The sequence below is a fragment of the Streptomyces fodineus genome (genome assembly GCF_001735805.1).
In the GTDB taxonomy this organism is placed as follows: domain Bacteria; phylum Actinomycetota; class Actinomycetes; order Streptomycetales; family Streptomycetaceae; genus Streptomyces; species Streptomyces fodineus.
Genome location: NZ_CP017248.1, coordinates 2,867,476 through 2,882,501, shown reverse-complemented (window position 1 = coordinate 2,882,501; position 15,026 = coordinate 2,867,476). Strand labels below are relative to the sequence as shown.

Genomic DNA, 15,026 nt, shown 5'->3' with positions numbered 1-15,026 from the left:
GGTCCGCCCGTCCGTCGGTCCGTCCGCCCGATCGCCCCACTGTCCCCATCGCCCGTCCGCCCGTCCGCCCGACCGTATCGATCGCCGGACCGCCTCGATTGCTCATCCGCCCCCGTCCCCGGCCGTCTGCCGGATCGCCCCGGTCGTCCCGTCTGCCCGGCGTTCGTCCCCCGATCGAAGGAACGCGGGGAGGGCAAAACGGTTCGGCGGTGTGGGGGAGTTCTAGCGTCCGGGCATGGCCGTGTCACCCGTGTCCGCCGAGCCTCCGGCGGCCGACGTATCCGCTGCGAGCGTCCCCGCGCAGTCGCGTAAGTCGCCCGAGTCCGTCGATGTGCGGGCCCGGATCACCGAGTTGCGGCTGTCGGCCTTCGCCGGGCATCGGCGGGCCGGGTTTCCGCTGGGGCCCGTCACCCTGTTCGCGGGGCGCAGCGGAGCGGGGAAGACGACCGCGCTCGCGGCGTACGAGGCGCTCGCCCGGCTCGGCGGCGGAGCCCCGCTCTTCGAGGCGTTCGAGGATCCCCTCGCCTGTGTGCCGCAGCGGGCCCGCCCCGACGCCGGAGGCCGGCGCGGCTTCCGGATCGGATGCACGGCCGACGGCGCCGAGGGCCCGGTCCGGCTCGACATCGCCGTACAGGCCGAACCGGACCTGCGGATCGTGGGGGAGCGGCTGACCGCGGGCGGGGTGGTCCTGCTGGAGACAGCGCTGCGCGACCCCGGGCGCCGTACCGTCCAGGCCGCCTGGCACACCGCGGGCTCCGCCCCGGTGACCCGCGCCCCGCTCCCCGACGACCGCCTCGGCACGGCCCTGCTCCCGCTGCGCGTGGCCGGCAAGACGGACGGGCAGCGTCAAGTGCTCGCCGCGGCCGAGCAGATGGTGGTCGCCCTGCGCTCCGTCTTCCCCTGCGACCCCCGCCCCGAGCGCATGCGCACCCCCGTCCCCACCGGCTCCGGCCGGCTGCTGCCCGGCTGCGACAACCTCGCCGACGTGCTGTGGCGCACCCGCGCCGAGTGCGGCCGCCGGCACGCCCTGCTGGTCGAGGCGCTGCGCGCGGGCTGCGCCGGGCAGGTGACCGATCTCGTCGCCGAGCCGCTACCGGACGGCACCGTACGGGCGGTGCTGGACCGCGGCGACGGCCCGCGCACCGGACTGGCCCGGCTCGGCGACGGCGAACTGCGCTATCTCGCGCTGACGCTGGTGCTGCTGACCGGGCCCGGCGTGCTGGACCTGGACGCCCCGGGCGAGGTGCCCGACGCCCTGCGCACCCTCACCGTCCTCGCCGACGGCTTCGAGCGCTGCCTCGACCCGTCCCAGCGCCGGGAACTGCTGGGGACGGCGGTCCGGATGGGCGAGCGCGGGCACATCCGGTGCGTGGGCGCGGTGAGCGACGCCTCATGGGCCGTCGGGATCGAGGGTGTCACGGTGGTACACCTGGACGCGTGACGGAACACCCCCTCGACCTGGCCCGACTCCAGCGCAAGCTCGCCGAGTTCGCGGCCGCGCGGAACTGGCAGCCCTACCACACGCCCAAGAACCTCGTCGCCGCGCTGAGCGTGGAGGCCTCCGAACTGGTCGAGATCTTCCAGTGGTTGACCCCGGAGGAGTCCGCGCGGGTGATGGACGACCCCGGCACCGCGCACCGGGTCGCCGACGAGGTCGCCGACGTGCTCGCCTACCTGCTCCAGTTCTGCGAAGCCCTGGGCATCGACCCCCTGGCGGCTCTGGCCGCCAAGATCGACCGCAATGAGCAGCGCTTCCCGGCGCCGGGGGCGCAGGGCGGACCCGAGCGCCCTCAACTGCCGGAGGGCTGAACTCCGTTATCACTCTCCGGAGTCAATTCACCGCTCGAATCCGAATTGTTGTCCAGAGATTTCCGTTTACCTCTAGCTTTTCGCTCCAAGCGCCTTCACTCTGGGTAGTGGACAAGGGAGTTCAAAAGGGCGTGCGACGGAGCACACGGAAGGACGGGGGCGACGCATGGATGCGGTACGGCTCATTCTCACGAGCAGGCGTGCGCTGGCGGCCGGCGCCGACGCGGGCGAGGTCATGGCGGAGGTCTGGCAGGCGCAGGCCCTGGCCCAGGCGATCGGCAGCAGGCTCGCGGTCTCCGGCCCGCCGGAGCTGCGCGGCGAGGCGCTCGGCCTGACCGAACTGGCGGGCCGCGGCTGCGGGGTCCTCGACCCGCCCGAAGTCGACCTGGGCGACCTGCGTGCCGCCCAGCTCACCGAACTGGACGACGCCCGCGAGACGCTGCTCTGCCTCGGGGGCCTGCTCGGCGAGGTGGGCATAGCCCTGGTCGGCATGGCCAGCGCCGCGGACGACGAGACGACGTACTGGCAGTGCATGGAGGCGATCGACGCGGCCGACGAGTCCCGCGACCGCGTCCTGGAGATGCTGCGCAAGCTGGCGGCACGGGAGGAGACGTTACGGGAGGACGACAGCCGGAACACAGCCCGAACGGCGGCCAGAACCGCAGGTCGGGTGCCTTGTGAGAAGGAGCAACTGAAGTAACCCGTCCGGCGATTGACGTCAGCCGAGGCCGGCGTCCTCGGCTGAGCCCCGCTCCCTGGCCGGCAGGTCGGCCAACGCCGACAGATCCGCGTTCAACGCGGCCATCAGCTCCTCCAACTCCTCCAGCAACCCCTTCGGCCGGCCGGCGGAGTCAACTCTCTGACCGGCGGAGCCAAGTTCTTCGGACATGACGGCCTCCTCGGCGCGGGCGCCGGACCATCCGGCTCCGACGGCCCAACGATCATCGCCGGGGCCGGTCACCGGCCGTGCCGCGCCCGGCGCGCCGGACAGGCGATTTTCACCCGACCGGGGACGGCCGTGCCCGGTGGTACCAACGAGGTTGACGTGGCCTGCGGCGTGCAGGATAGATGTATGGACCTTCGAATCTTCACCGAGCCCCAGCAGGGCGCCACCTACGACACGTTGCTCACGGTGGCGAAAGCCACCGAGGACCTCGGCTTCGACGCCTTCTTCCGCTCCGACCACTACCTCCCGATGGGCAGCGCCGGCGGCCTGCCCGGTCCCACGGACGCCTGGATCACGCTGGCCGGACTGGCCCGCGAGACCAAGCGCATCCGGCTCGGCACGCTGATGACCGCCGGAACGTTCCGGCTGCCCGGCGTGCTCGCCATCCAGGTCGCCCAGGTCGACCAGATGTCCGGCGGCCGGGTGGAGCTGGGCCTCGGCGCGGGCTGGTTCGAGGAGGAGCACAGGGCGTACGGCATCCCGTTCCCGAAGGAGAAGTTCGCCCGGCTGGAGGAGCAGCTCGCGATCGTCACCGGGCTGTGGGCGACCGAGGTCGGCAAGAGCTTCGACTTCCACGGCACGTACTACGACCTGACCGACGCGCCCGCACTGCCCAAGCCGGCCCAGAAGAAGGTCCCGGTGCTCATCGGCGGCCACGGCGCGACCCGTACGCCGCGGCTGGCCGCCCGGTACGCGGACGAGTTCAACATCCCGTTCGCCTCCGTCGAGGACAGCGAGCGGCAGTTCGCCCGGGTGCGTGCCGCCGCGGAGGAGGCCGGCCGCGGCGCGGACGCGCTGACGTACTCCAACGCGCTGGTGGTCTGCGTCGGCCGGAACGATCAGGAGGTCGCCCGGCGTGCCGCCGCCATCGGCCGCGAGGTGGACGAGCTGAAGGCCAACGGCCTGGCCGGCTCCCCGGCGGAGGTCGTGGACAAGATCGGCCGGTACGCCGGGATCGGTTCCCGGCGGATCTATCTGCAGGTCCTGGACCTCGACGACCTGGACCACCTGGAGCTGATCTCGGCCCAGGTCCAGTCGCAGCTGTCGTAACCCGTTCCGCACCGCTCCCTCCGCCCCTGCACCGGCGGAGGGAGCCCCGACGTCACCTTGGCTCGGCGACGGCGGCCCCCGGCCGGACAGGCTCAGCCGCTCTGCGCGAAGCCGTAGTCGAGGATCTTCGTGGCGTCACTGAAACGCTGGTCCGCCGACGTGTCGGCGAGCACGGTGCCGACGACCGTACGGCCGCCCCGGGTCGCCGCGAACACCAGGCAGAACTGCGCCTCCGGCCCGGAGCCGGTCTTCACGCCGATCGCGCCGCGGTAGGTGCCGAGCAGCTTGTTGGTGTTCTCCCACGGTGTCATCGCGTGCGTTCCGCCGCCCGGCCGGTAGGACTGCATGTCCTTGTACACCGGGGTGCCGACGACCCGCTTGAACGTCGAGTTCTTCAGCGCGACGCCGGCCAGCTTCGCCAGGTCGCGCGGCGAGGCGTGGTTGTTGCCGTTGGACACGCCGTCGAAGGAGTCGAAGTACGTGCCGGTCAGGCCCAGTTCGTGTGCCTTGGCGTTCATCTTGGCGATGAACGACTTGGTCCGCTGGGCCGTCGTCGGGCCGGTGCCGTAGGTGTCCGCAAGCGCGTAGGCCGCGTCGCAGCCCGAGGGCAGCAGCAGCCCGTACAGCAGGTCGCTCACCTTCATCGAGTCGCCGAGGATCAGGTGGGCGCTCGAATAGCGCTGGGTGTGCGTGGTGGGGTCGATGACGTAGTCGGTGTACTCCTTCTTGATGTTCACCTTCCTGCCGAGGTCCAGGTGCGGCTGGGACAGCACCACGAGCGCGGTCATGATCTTCGTCGTGGACCCGGTCCTCAGCGGTGCGTCCTGTGCCTTGCCGAACAGCGTCTTGCCGGTGGCCGGGTTGAACGCGTAGGCGCCCTGGGCCGACACCTGCGGGGTCGTGGCCGCCTGGGCGGGAGCGGCCGCGAGGACCCCCGTGCCGAGGACCGCACCCGCCAGCGCCGCGACGACGGCTCTTCTGCCGGTGCGGACTTCGTGGCCGTGGGACATGGTTCCCCCTTGAGTCAGTGGTCAGTTGACGGTGGATCACTATGCCGTAACTGTGTACGACGTGTGACGGAAGTGTGGGCTCCATCACGGCGTCCGGGACCCGGGCCTGATCGGATGGCCGCGTGCGCAAAGTTCTCCCCTTCGCCCTCACCGGCCTGTTCGCCCTGTCCGCCTGCCAGTTCGCCGGTCACGACGGCCTCGCCGAGAAGGCCCGCAGCCTCAACACCATGGCGGCCCTCCCGCTGCACGCCTATATCCCGGATCCGGCGTCGGACGGCGTCAGGACCGTCGACAGGGCCCAGTGGATCCTGGGGAAGCAGTGCATGGTGCGGCTGGGTTTCACCGGCTTCGCGATGTTCGACACCAAGACCGTCGAGTCGACCTACCCGGTCCGGCAGGGCACGCTCACGGAAGACGACGACATGCCCGGCGACAACAGCCCGTACGGCGTCGACGACCCCGACCTGGCCGCCGACCACGGCTACCACAACCGCGAGCCGGACGCGTCCGGCCGGCCCCAGGTGTGGCCCGCCGACCAGTACACCGCCCTCACGGGAAGCTTCGAGTCGGGAGACAGCCACGTCACACACGGGCACCGCATCCCCGAGGGCGGCTGCCTGGGACAGGCGACACGGAAGATCTACGGCCCGCCGCCCGAGGCGACGAAGGTCGACGGCGTGAAGCTGTCCGGCTACTACTCGCTCGCCCTGGAACTCTGGCACACCTCCCGCGAGACCGCGAGCAAGGACCCGGCCTGGAAGAAGGCCGACCGCGCCTGGTCGGCCCGCATGAAGAAGAAGGGCTTCCACTACCCGGACCCGGACAAGGCCTCCTACGACTCCGACTGGTTCGGGCACGACAAGCCGTCGGACAAGGAGAAGACGACCGCCTCCGCCGACGCCCGCTGCAAGCTCGACACCGGCTACGTCCCGGCCGTGCACGCCGTCGAAGTGCGCGCCCAGAAGGCCGCCATCGCCCGGAACAAGGAGAAACTGCAGGCCATGCGGGCGGCGGACGAGCGAGCCATGAGGAACGCCCGGACGATCGTCGGCCACGCGTCCTGAGCAACCGCGAGCACCGGGCCCGGCGCCCGCCCGGTGGCGAAAAACGGTGGTCGGCGAGCTCTGATACCGGAAGACTCGGACTCGTGTTCCTGACGATCTCCACACGCGGCGACGCCGCCCACCCGGCCACCGACCTCGGGTATCTGCTGCACAAGCACCCCGACAAGGCGCAGAAGTTCTCCACGTCCTACGGCAGGGCGCACGTCTTCTACCCCGAGGCGGACGACCAGCGCTGCACGGCCGCACTGCTGCTGGAGATCGACACCCTCGCACTGGTCCGGCGGGGCAAGGGCAAGGGCCGCGGCGGCGCACCCGACGCGGCGCTCGCCCAGTACGTCAACGACCGTCCGTACGCGGCCTCCTCGCTGCTCGCGGTCGCGCTGAGCGGCGTCTTCTCCAGCGCCCTGCGCGGAGTGTGCGCCGCCCGCCCCGAGCGCGCCGCCGGCCCGCTGCCCCTGCACATCGAGGTGCCCGCCCTGCCCGCGCGCGGCGGCCCGGACCTCGTACGCCGGCTGTTCGAACCGCTCGGCTGGACGGTGAGCGCCGATCCCGTCCCGCTCGACACCGAGTTCCCGCAGTGGGGCGACTCGCGGTACGTCCGCCTCGTCCTGGAGGCCGAGACGCTGACCCTCGCCGAGGCGCTGCGCCATCTGTACGTCCTGCTGCCGGTCCTCGACGACGCCAAGCACTACTGGGTCTCCTCCGAAGAGGTCGACAAGCTGCTGCGGGCCGGCGAGGGCTGGCTGCCCGGCCACCCGGAGCAGAAGCTGATCACCAGCCGGTACCTCTCCCGCCGCTGGTCGCTGACCCGGCAGGCGATGGAGCGGCTGGAGCTGGTGCGGCTCGCCGAGGCCGACGACAGCGAGGTCGAGGAGATCGACAACGCGGTCGGGGCCGAGGCCGAGGAGGAGGAGCGGCCCACCCCGCTCGCCGTCCAGCGCCGGGAGGCGATCCTCGACGCCCTGCGCGACTCGGGTGCCGCGCGCGTCCTCGATCTCGGGTGCGGGCAGGGCCAGCTGGTGCAGGCGCTGCTGAAGGACGTGCGGTTCACCGAGATCGTCGGTGTCGACGTGTCCGTGCGGGCCCTGACCATCGCCGCCCGGCGGCTGAAGCTGGACCGGATGGGGGAGCGGCAGGCGTCCCGGGTCACGCTCGTCCAGGGCTCGCTCGCCTACACCGACAACCGGCTCAAGGGCTATGACGCCGCCGTGCTCAGCGAGGTGATCGAGCACCTCGACCTGCCCCGGCTGCCCGCGCTGGAGTACGCCGTGTTCGGGCACGCCCGCCCGCGCACGGTCCTCGTGACGACGCCGAACGTCGAGTACAACGTCCGCTGGGAGACCCTGCCCGCCGGGCACGTCCGGCACGGCGACCACCGCTTCGAGTGGACGCGGGAGGAGTTCCGCACCTGGGCGCGGGCGGTCGCCGAACGGCACGGCTACGCGGTGGAGTTCCGGGGTGTCGGACCCGACGACCCCGAGGTGGGACCGCCCACCCAGATGGCAGTGTTCGTGACCAGGACCGAGAAGGAGGCGAAGGCAGCATGACCGGGGCAACAGAGCACAAGGGGCGGGCCCTCCCCGTCACCGACCTCTCCCTCGTCGTCCTCGTCGGCGCCTCCGGCTCCGGCAAGTCCACGTTCGCGCGTCGCCACTTCAAGCCGACCGAGGTGATCTCCTCGGACTTCTGCCGCGGTCTCGTCTCCGACGACGAGAACGACCAGAGCGCGACCCGGGACGCCTTCGACGTCCTGCACTACATCGCCGGCAAGCGGCTGGCCGCCGGCCGCCGCACGGTCGTCGACGCCACCAGCGTGCAGCAGGACGCCCGGCGCCAGCTGATCGAGCTGGCCAGGAAGTACGACGTGCTGCCCATCGCCATCGTGCTGGACATGCCGGAGGAGGTGTGCGCCGAGCGCAACGCGGCCCGCACCGACCGCGCCGACATGCCCCGCCGGGTCATCCAGCGGCACATCCGCGAACTGCGCCGGTCCCTCAGGCACCTGGAGCGCGAGGGCTTCCGCAAGGTGTACGTCCTGCGCGGCGCCGAGGAGGTGGAGCGCGCCACCGTCGTCACCGAGAAGCGGTTCAACGACCTGACGCATCTCACCGGCCCGTTCGACATCATCGGCGACATCCACGGCTGCTCCGCCGAACTGGAGTCGCTGCTGGCCAAGCTGGGCTACACGGACGGCGTGCACCCCGAGGGCCGTACCGCCGTGTTCGTCGGCGACCTGGTCGACCGCGGCCCGGACACCCCCGGTGTGCTGCGCCGGGTGATGGCGATGGTCGAGTCGGGCAACGCGCTGTGCGTGCCCGGCAACCACGAGAACAAGTACGGCCGTTACCTGGGGGGCCGCAAGGTCCAGCACACCCACGGGCTGGCCGAGACCATCGCGCAGATGGAGGGCGAGAGCGAGGAGTTCAAGGAGCGGGTACGGCGGTTCCTGGCGGGCCTGGTCAGCCACTACGTCCTCGACGGCGGCAGGCTGGTCGTCTGCCACGCCGGCCTGCCCGAGAAGTACCACGGCCGCACCTCCGGCCGGGTCCGCTCGCACGCCCTGTACGGCGACACCACCGGCGAGACCGACGAGTTCGGGCTGCCGGTGCGCTACCCCTGGGCGGAGGACTACCGGGGCCGTGCGGCAGTGGTCTACGGCCACACCCCGGTGCCGGAGGCCACATGGCTCAACAACACCATCTGCCTGGACACCGGTGCCGTCTTCGGCGGCAAGCTGACCGCGCTGCGCTGGCCGGAGCGGCAGCTGGTCGACGTACCGGCCGAGCGGGTCTGGTACGAGCCGGCGCGTCCGCTGCGCGCCGAGGCGCCCGGCGGGCGGGACGGCCGGCCGCTGGACCTGGCGGACGTGTACGGCCGCCGGGCCGTGGAGACCCGGCACGCGGGCATGGTGGCGGTCCGCGAGGAGAACGCGGCGGCGGCCCTGGAGGTCATGAGCCGCTTCGCGACCGACCCGCGCCTGCTGCCGTACCTGCCGCCGACCATGGCACCGACGGCGACTTCGCAGGCAGAGGGCTACTTGGAGCACCCGAAGGAAGCCTTCGCGCAGTACGAGGCGGACGGCGTCGAGCGGGTCGTGTGCGAGGAGAAGCACATGGGCTCGCGGGCCGTGGCCCTGGTGTGCCGGGACGCGGAGGCGGCCCGCAAGCGCTTCGGCGATGGGGGCACCTCCCGCTCGAGCGAAGCCGAGAGCGGTGGAGGTCCCACGGGGTCCCTCTACACCCGCACCGGCCGGCCGTTCTTCGACGACGAGACGGTGACGGAGGACATCCTCGGCCGGCTGCGCTCGGCGATCACGGAAGCGGGCCTCTGGGACGAACTGGCCACCGACTGGCTGCTGCTGGACGCCGAGCTGATGCCCTGGTCGCTGAAGGCCTCGGGGCTGCTGCGCAGCCAGTACGCGGCCGTCGGCGCCGCGTCCGGCGCGGTGTTCCCCGGCGCGCTGGCCGCACTGGAAGCCGCCTCGGCCCGGGGCGTCGACGTCACCGGCCTGCTGGACCGGCAGCGCGAACGTGCCGCCGACGCGGCCGCGTTCACCGCCGCCTACCGCCGCTACTGCTGGACCACGGACGGCCTGGACGGCGTGCGCCTGGCCCCGTTCCAGCTGCTGGCCGTCCAGGGCCGCAGCCTCGCCGCGCTGCCGCACGACGAGCAACTGGCCCTGATCGACCGGCTGGTGGAGCACGACGGCACCGGACTGCTGCAGACCACCCGGCGGCTGTACGTCGACACCGGCGAGCCGGAGTCGGTGCGGGCGGGTGTCGACTGGTGGCTGGAGATGACCGGCCGCGGCGGTGAGGGCATGGTCGTCAAGCCGGTCGGCGCGCTGGTCCGGAACCAGGACGGCCGGCTGGTGCAGCCCGGCATCAAGTGCCGCGGCCGTGAGTACCTGCGGATCATCTACGGCCCCGAGTACACCCGCCCGGACAACCTGGCGGGGCTCCGCCGGCGGTTCCTGAACCACAAGCGGTCCCTCGCCCTGCGCGAGTACGCCCTCGGCCTGGAGGCCCTGGACCGGCTCGCGGACGGGGAGCCGCTGTGGCGGGTGCACGAGGCGGTGTTCGGGGTGCTGGCGCTGGAGTCGGAGCCGGTGGACCCGCGGCTGTAGGCGCGATCCGGCCATCCCTCACAGAACGCCCTTGTGTCGCACACATACCTGTCCATATGGTGGACGGCCGTGCGGCACAAGGGTGTTCGCGTCTCGGGAGGGGAGCGGTGGGCGTGGAGATCAAGAAGGTCGTGGTGCGCGAGGAGCAGCAGAGCACCGGCCGTCGGCCGGCGGTCCTGGAGAAGCGGCCGACCCGCTGAGCATGCGCGTTCACCTGGTCACGATGCCCTGGCATCCGCTCGACCTTCCCTCGCTGCAACTCGGCCTGCTGAACCGGCTGGTCCGGCAGGCCCGCCCCGAGGCGGAGGTGACGGAGTTCCACGGCTCGCTGCGCTGGGCGGAGTTCCTGCTGGAAGCCTCCGGCGGCCGGCTGCGGCCGGGTGACTACGTCCGCGTCGGCAGCGACGCCATCTTCCACGGCCTCGGCGACTGGGTCTTCTCCGGTGCCCTGTACGACGACCCCGGCTGGGGTCTGGCCCGGCTGCGGGACTACGCCGCCGACCGGGACGTCTTCATCGACACGGCCGTCGCCATGCGGCCGTACGCCGCCGGTTTCGTCGCCGCCTGCGCCGACGAGGTGCTGGCGGCCGAGCCGGACGTCGTCGGGTTCACCACCACCTTCATGCAGAACGTCGCCTCCCTCGCGCTCGCCCGCGAACTGAAGCGAAAACGCCCGGAGTTGACGGTCGTCCTCGGCGGGAGCAACTGCGACGGGCCGATGGGCCACGCCCTGCACCGCAACCACCCCTTCGTCGACCACGTGGTCCGCGGCGAGGCCGAGCACGCCTTCCCGGCCCTGTTACGGCACCTGGCCGAGGGCACCGATCCCGTGGACGTGCCGGGCCTGTGCTGGTGGGACGGCCCGGTCTCGCGCGCCAACCCCTCCTCCCGGCGGACCGTGGCCCCCGCCGACATCCCCGCGCCCGACTACGACCAGTGGCAGACGGCGCTGGACGCCTCCCCGGTCCGCGAGTACGTCCATCCGAAGCTCGTCGTGGAGGGCGCCCGCGGCTGCTGGTGGGGCGAGAAGCACCACTGCACCTTCTGCGGGCTCAACGGCACCGCGATGACGTTCCGGGCCAAGCCGGGGGAGCGGCTGTGGGCGGAGATCGACCGGCTGGTGCGCCGGCACCGCATCCTCGACGTGGTCACCGTCGACAACATCATCGACATGGCCTACTTCCGGGACTTCCTGCCCCGCGTGGCCGGCAGCGGCTGGGACCTCCGGCTGCACTACGAGGTCAAGTCCAACCTCACCCCGGCCCAGCTGAAGCTCCTCGGCGAGTCCGGCACCGTGCACATCCAGCCCGGCATCGAGAGCCTGGGCAGCCGGGTGCTGGACCTGATGGACAAGGGCGTCACCGGCGCCCGTAACGTCCGCACCCTGCGCGAGTGCGAGAACCACGCGCTGACCTGCTCCTGGAACCTCCTCTACGGCTTCCCCGGCGAGACGGCCGACGACTACACCCCGGTGATCGACCAGCTCCCCGCGCTGGTCCACCTCCAGCCGCCGAGCGGCGCCCACCGCATCCAGCTGGAGCGGTTCAGCCCGCACTTCACCGACCCGGACCTCGGCTTCGGCAAGCGCCGCCCGGCCCGGATGTACCGGCACGTCTACGAGCTGCCCGAGGACGAACTCGCCGACCTGGTCTACCTGTTCGACACCGAGGACGCCGGGATCGCGGGCCCGGTCGAGCGGCGCCTGAAGGACGCCGTGGCCGCGTGGCGGGCCGGTCACGCGCACTCCCGGCTGCTGTTCGAGCAGGACGGTGCGGAGCTCTGGGTGCACGACCGGCGGCACGGCCGGCCGGCGGCCACCCATCGCTTCACCGGCTGGCAGGCCGAGGCCCTGCGCCGGCTGGAGGACGGCCGGACCGTACCGGCGCTGCACCGGCAGCTGACCGCCGACGGCGACGGGCCGACCCCGGACGCCGTGACCGACTGGGTCCGACAGGCCCTGGATCTGGGCCTGTTGTTCCGCGACGGAGCCACCTATGTGTCGCTGCCGACCTGGGGCGAGCCGGTCCGTCTGCCCGAGGACGCCGTATGACCCCGCTGTCCGCCACCGTGGCGTACCGGCTCACCGGGCGGCGGGTCGAGGTGGCCGAGCCGCTGGACCTGAGCGGCGCGGACCGTCGGACGGCGGAGGCGGTGCGCTTCCTGCGCGAGTGCCTGAGCCAGGGCCTGGAGGTGACCTGGCGGGCGACGGGCAGGCCGTCGTACGACGCCGGTGTCCTGCGCCATCTGCCGCCGCCCGCCGAACTGCCGGGGAGCGAAGGCGAGTTGACGTCCTGGCGGGCCGGATACCGGTACGGCGCGCTCTACCACCGCCGCGGGCCCGGGTTCGTGACGGTCCTGGACCGCAGGGAGCGGGGCACGGCCGTACGGCTCACCCTCGACCACCCCGGACTCCTCGCCGTCTTCCTCCGCCTCCAGGAACCCACGCCGCTCCACGCGGCCGACCGGGAGGCCGTGGATCTCCTCGTCGCCGAACGGCTGGTGCTGGCCGCCGGAGGCTGGGCGGTGGCCCTGCCCCCGCGCATCCGGCGCTGGCCGGTCCCCTGCACCGCGATCTGACCCGCTTCTCGTCAATAAGATGAAAAAGGGAAGGGTCGGAAACGGTCGACAAGGGCGTGAAGACGGGCGGCTACGGCCAGGATGGAGGCATGGCATACCACGTCGACTCCGAGGCCGGGCGGCTGCGCAGGGTGATCCTGCACCGGCCCGACCTGGAGCTCAAAAGGCTCACCCCCAGTAACAAGGACACCCTCCTCTTCGACGACGTGCTGTGGGTGCGCCGGGCGCGCGCCGAGCACGACGGGTTCGCCGATGCCCTGCGCGACCGCGGAGTCGAGGTCCACCTCTTCGGCGACCTGCTCGCGGAGGCGCTGGAGATCCCGGCCGCGCGGGCGCTCGTCCTGGACCGGGTCTTCGACGAGAAGGAGTACGGCCCGCTCGCCACCGACCACCTCCGGGCCGCCTTCGAGGCCCTGCCCGCGCGCGAACTGACCGAGGCCCTGGTCGGCGGGATGACCAAGCGGGAGTTCCTGCAGGCGCACGAGGAGCCGATCTCCGTGCGCTTCCATGTGATGGACCTCGACGACTTCCTCCTCGACCCGCTGCCCAACCACCTCTTCACCCGGGACACCTCCGCCTGGATCTACGACGGTGTCTCCATCAACGCCATGCGCTGGCCGGCGCGGCAGCGCGAGACCGTCCACTTCGAGGCGATCTACCGGCACCACCCGCTCTTTCGCGGCGAGGCCTTCCACATCTGGTCCGAGGGGCAGGCCGACTACCCGTCCACCATCGAGGGCGGGGACGTCCTCGTCATCGGCAACGGCGCCGTGCTCATCGGCATGAGCGAGCGCACCACCCCGCAGGCCGTGGAGATGCTCGCGCACAAGCTGTTCGCGGCCGGGTCGGCGCGCACGATCGTCGCGCTCGACATGCCCAAGAAGCGCGCCCTCATGCACCTCGACACCGTGATGTCGATGGTCGACGGCGATGTCTTCACGCAGTACGCCGGTCTCGGCATGCTCCGCTCCTACACCATCGAGCCGGGTGCCGCCGACAAGGAGCTCAAGGTCACCGACCACCCACCGGAGCACATGCACCGGGCGATCGCCGCCGCCCTCGGACTGAGCGAGATCCGCGTCCTGACCGCCACCCAGGACGTGCACGCCGCCGAGCGCGAGCAGTGGGACGACGGCTGCAACGTGCTCGCCGTCGAGCCCGGGGTCGTCGTCGCCTACGAGCGCAACTCGACCACCAACACGCATCTGCGCAAGCAGGGCATCGAGGTGATCGAGATCCCGGGCAGCGAGCTGGGCCGGGGCCGGGGCGGGCCCCGGTGCATGAGCTGCCCCGTCGAGCGGGATCCCGTATGACCGGTGTGACCGAGCGGACCCGGGGAGGCTGTATATAAATGCTGGAGGTCGTATAGAATTCCAGTAATTCCTGTTCCCGCATCTCTGGAGCGCCCCCATGGCGACAGTCCCGACCGCCCTCGCCGGCCGCCACTTCCTCAAGGAGCTGGACTTCACCGGGGAGGAGTTCCGCGGCCTGGTCGAGCTGGCGGCCGAGCTGAAGGCCGCCAAGCACGCGGGGGCCGAGACGCAGTACCTGCGCGGCCGGAACATCGCCCTGATCTTCGAGAAGACCTCGACGCGCACCCGCTGCGCGTTCGAGGTCGCCGCCGCCGACCAGGGCGCCCACACCACCTACCTCGACCCGTCCGGCTCGCAGATCGGGCACAAGGAGTCCGTGAAGGACACCGCCCGGGTCCTCGGCCGGATGTTCGACGCCATCGAGTACCGCGGACACGGCCAGGGCGTGGTCGAGGAGCTGGCCGCCCACGCCGGGGTCCCCGTCTACAACGGCCTCACCGACGAGTGGCACCCCACCCAGATGCTCGCCGACGTGCTCACCATGACCGAGCACACCGACAAGCCCCTGACCCAGGTCGCCTTCGCCTACCTCGGCGACGCCCGCTACAACATGGGCAACTCCTACCTCGTCACCGGCGCCCTGCTCGGCATGGACGTCCGGATCGTCGCGCCGCGGCTGCTGTGGCCGGACGAGACGATCATCGAGGTGGCCCGGCAGCTGGCCGGCGTCTCCGGCGCCCGGCTCACGCTCACCGACGACGTGCTGGAGGGCGTGCGCGGCGCCGACTTCATCGCCACCGACGTCTGGGTGTCGATGGGCGAGCCCAAGGAGGTCTGGGACGAGCGCATCGCGCTGCTCGGCCCGTACGCCGTGACCATGGACGTGCTGCGCGCCACCGGCAACCCGGACGTGAAGTTCCTGCACTGTCTGCCGGCCTTCCACGACCTCGGCACCGCCGTCGGCCTCGAGATCCACGAGCGGCACGGACTGACCGAGCTGGAGGTCACCGACGAGGTGTTCGAGTCCGGGCACTCCGTCGTCTTCGACGAGGCGGAGAACCGGATGCACACCATCAAGGCGGTCCTCGTGGCCACCCTGGCGGGTGCCTCGCACAGCATTACCTGACCCCC

General features: G+C 71.7%; 13 protein-coding genes. 11 read left to right on the top strand and 2 right to left on the bottom strand.

Features of this window, described 5'->3' with window-relative positions; all coding sequences use genetic code 11:
• The first annotated feature begins 235 nt into the window (after nt 1-235).
• The 3 genes from BFF78_RS11605 (at nt 236) to BFF78_RS11595 (ending at nt 2,509) form a co-directional block, all read left to right on the top strand.
• Nucleotides 236-1,441, top strand: a complete 1,206-nt coding sequence (locus tag BFF78_RS11605) for an AAA family ATPase (RefSeq protein ID WP_069778254.1) — start codon at nt 236-238, stop codon at nt 1,439-1,441.
• Nucleotides 1,393-1,809 (top strand): nucleotide pyrophosphohydrolase, encoded by a 417-nt coding sequence (locus BFF78_RS11600; RefSeq protein WP_418346650.1) that lies wholly within the window; start codon nt 1,393-1,395, stop codon nt 1,807-1,809. Before BFF78_RS11605 ends, BFF78_RS11600 begins: the two co-directional genes overlap by 49 nt.
• A 166-nt stretch (nt 1,810-1,975) precedes the next feature.
• Complete coding sequence (locus tag BFF78_RS11595) at nt 1,976-2,509, top strand: DUF6099 family protein (RefSeq protein WP_069778252.1); 534 nt, start codon at nt 1,976-1,978, stop codon at nt 2,507-2,509.
• An 18-nt stretch (nt 2,510-2,527) separates the two neighbouring features.
• Here BFF78_RS11595 and BFF78_RS46820 read toward each other — a convergent pair whose 3' ends face one another.
• Entirely contained in the window at nt 2,528-2,698 is a 171-nt protein-coding gene (locus BFF78_RS46820) for a hypothetical protein (RefSeq protein WP_165289359.1), read from the bottom strand.
• 183 nt (nt 2,699-2,881) lie between these two features.
• Between BFF78_RS46820 and BFF78_RS11590 the strand changes: the two genes are divergently transcribed.
• Nucleotides 2,882-3,805 carry an LLM class F420-dependent oxidoreductase gene (locus tag BFF78_RS11590; RefSeq protein ID WP_069778251.1) on the top strand — a complete coding sequence of 308 codons (924 nt, stop codon included), beginning with the start codon at nt 2,882-2,884 and terminating at the stop codon, nt 3,803-3,805.
• A gap of 92 nt (nt 3,806-3,897) precedes the next feature.
• Here the strand turns inward: BFF78_RS11590 and BFF78_RS11585 are convergent, their stop codons facing one another.
• On the bottom strand, nt 3,898-4,815 hold the full coding sequence (locus BFF78_RS11585; protein WP_069778250.1) for a D-alanyl-D-alanine carboxypeptidase family protein: 918 nt from the start codon (nt 4,813-4,815) through the stop codon (nt 3,898-3,900).
• 122 nt (nt 4,816-4,937) lie between these two features.
• Here BFF78_RS11585 and BFF78_RS11580 point away from each other — a divergent pair, with 122 nt between their 5' ends.
• From BFF78_RS11580 to argF, 7 genes are all read left to right on the top strand, one after another.
• Complete coding sequence (locus BFF78_RS11580; RefSeq protein ID WP_069778249.1) at nt 4,938-5,879, top strand: hypothetical protein; 942 nt, start codon at nt 4,938-4,940, stop codon at nt 5,877-5,879.
• A gap of 83 nt (nt 5,880-5,962) precedes the next feature.
• Nucleotides 5,963-7,426, top strand: a complete 1,464-nt coding sequence (locus BFF78_RS11575; protein ID WP_069778248.1) for a 3' terminal RNA ribose 2'-O-methyltransferase Hen1 — start codon at nt 5,963-5,965, stop codon at nt 7,424-7,426.
• Nucleotides 7,423-10,005 (top strand): polynucleotide kinase-phosphatase, encoded by a 2,583-nt coding sequence (locus BFF78_RS11570; RefSeq protein WP_069778247.1) that lies wholly within the window; start codon nt 7,423-7,425, stop codon nt 10,003-10,005. The genes BFF78_RS11575 and BFF78_RS11570 overlap by 4 nt, the downstream gene beginning before the upstream one ends.
• A gap of 202 nt (nt 10,006-10,207) precedes the next feature.
• Entirely contained in the window at nt 10,208-12,055 is a 1,848-nt protein-coding gene (locus tag BFF78_RS11565; protein ID WP_069778246.1) for a RiPP maturation radical SAM C-methyltransferase, read from the top strand.
• Nucleotides 12,052-12,582, top strand: coding sequence for a DUF5825 family protein (locus BFF78_RS11560; protein WP_069778245.1), 531 nt, complete (start codon nt 12,052-12,054; stop codon nt 12,580-12,582). Before BFF78_RS11565 ends, BFF78_RS11560 begins: the two co-directional genes overlap by 4 nt.
• Before the next feature lie 89 nt (nt 12,583-12,671).
• The gene (locus BFF78_RS11555) at nt 12,672-13,895 is read left to right on the top strand and encodes an arginine deiminase (RefSeq protein ID WP_069778244.1); all 1,224 of its coding nucleotides are present in this window, start codon (nt 12,672-12,674) and stop codon (nt 13,893-13,895) included.
• A 97-nt stretch (nt 13,896-13,992) separates the two neighbouring features.
• Nucleotides 13,993-15,021: an ornithine carbamoyltransferase gene (gene argF / locus BFF78_RS11550; protein ID WP_069778243.1), complete on the top strand. Its 1,029-nt coding sequence runs from the start codon at nt 13,993-13,995 to the stop codon at nt 15,019-15,021.
• The last annotated feature ends 5 nt before the right edge of the window (nt 15,022-15,026 follow it).

Excerpts from the sequence above, each read along its gene's own strand:
- BFF78_RS11605 (WP_069778254.1), top strand. The coding sequence starts at position 236 with ATGGCCGTGTCACCCGTGTCCGCCGAGCCTCCGGCGGCCGACGTATCC.
- BFF78_RS11600 (WP_418346650.1), top strand. The coding sequence starts at position 1,393 with ATGGGCCGTCGGGATCGAGGGTGTCACGGTGGTACACCTGGACGCGTG.
- BFF78_RS11595 (WP_069778252.1), top strand. The coding sequence starts at position 1,976 with ATGGATGCGGTACGGCTCATTCTCACGAGCAGGCGTGCGCTGGCGGCC.
- BFF78_RS46820 (WP_165289359.1), bottom strand. The coding sequence starts at position 2,698 with ATGTCCGAAGAACTTGGCTCCGCCGGTCAGAGAGTTGACTCCGCCGGC.
- BFF78_RS11590 (WP_069778251.1), top strand. The coding sequence starts at position 2,882 with ATGGACCTTCGAATCTTCACCGAGCCCCAGCAGGGCGCCACCTACGAC.
- BFF78_RS11585 (WP_069778250.1), bottom strand. The coding sequence starts at position 4,815 with ATGTCCCACGGCCACGAAGTCCGCACCGGCAGAAGAGCCGTCGTCGCG.
- BFF78_RS11570 (WP_069778247.1), top strand. The coding sequence starts at position 7,423 with ATGACCGGGGCAACAGAGCACAAGGGGCGGGCCCTCCCCGTCACCGAC.
- BFF78_RS11565 (WP_069778246.1), top strand. The coding sequence starts at position 10,208 with ATGCGCGTTCACCTGGTCACGATGCCCTGGCATCCGCTCGACCTTCCC.
- BFF78_RS11560 (WP_069778245.1), top strand. The coding sequence starts at position 12,052 with ATGACCCCGCTGTCCGCCACCGTGGCGTACCGGCTCACCGGGCGGCGG.
- BFF78_RS11555 (WP_069778244.1), top strand. The coding sequence starts at position 12,672 with ATGGCATACCACGTCGACTCCGAGGCCGGGCGGCTGCGCAGGGTGATC.
- argF (WP_069778243.1), top strand. The coding sequence starts at position 13,993 with ATGGCGACAGTCCCGACCGCCCTCGCCGGCCGCCACTTCCTCAAGGAG.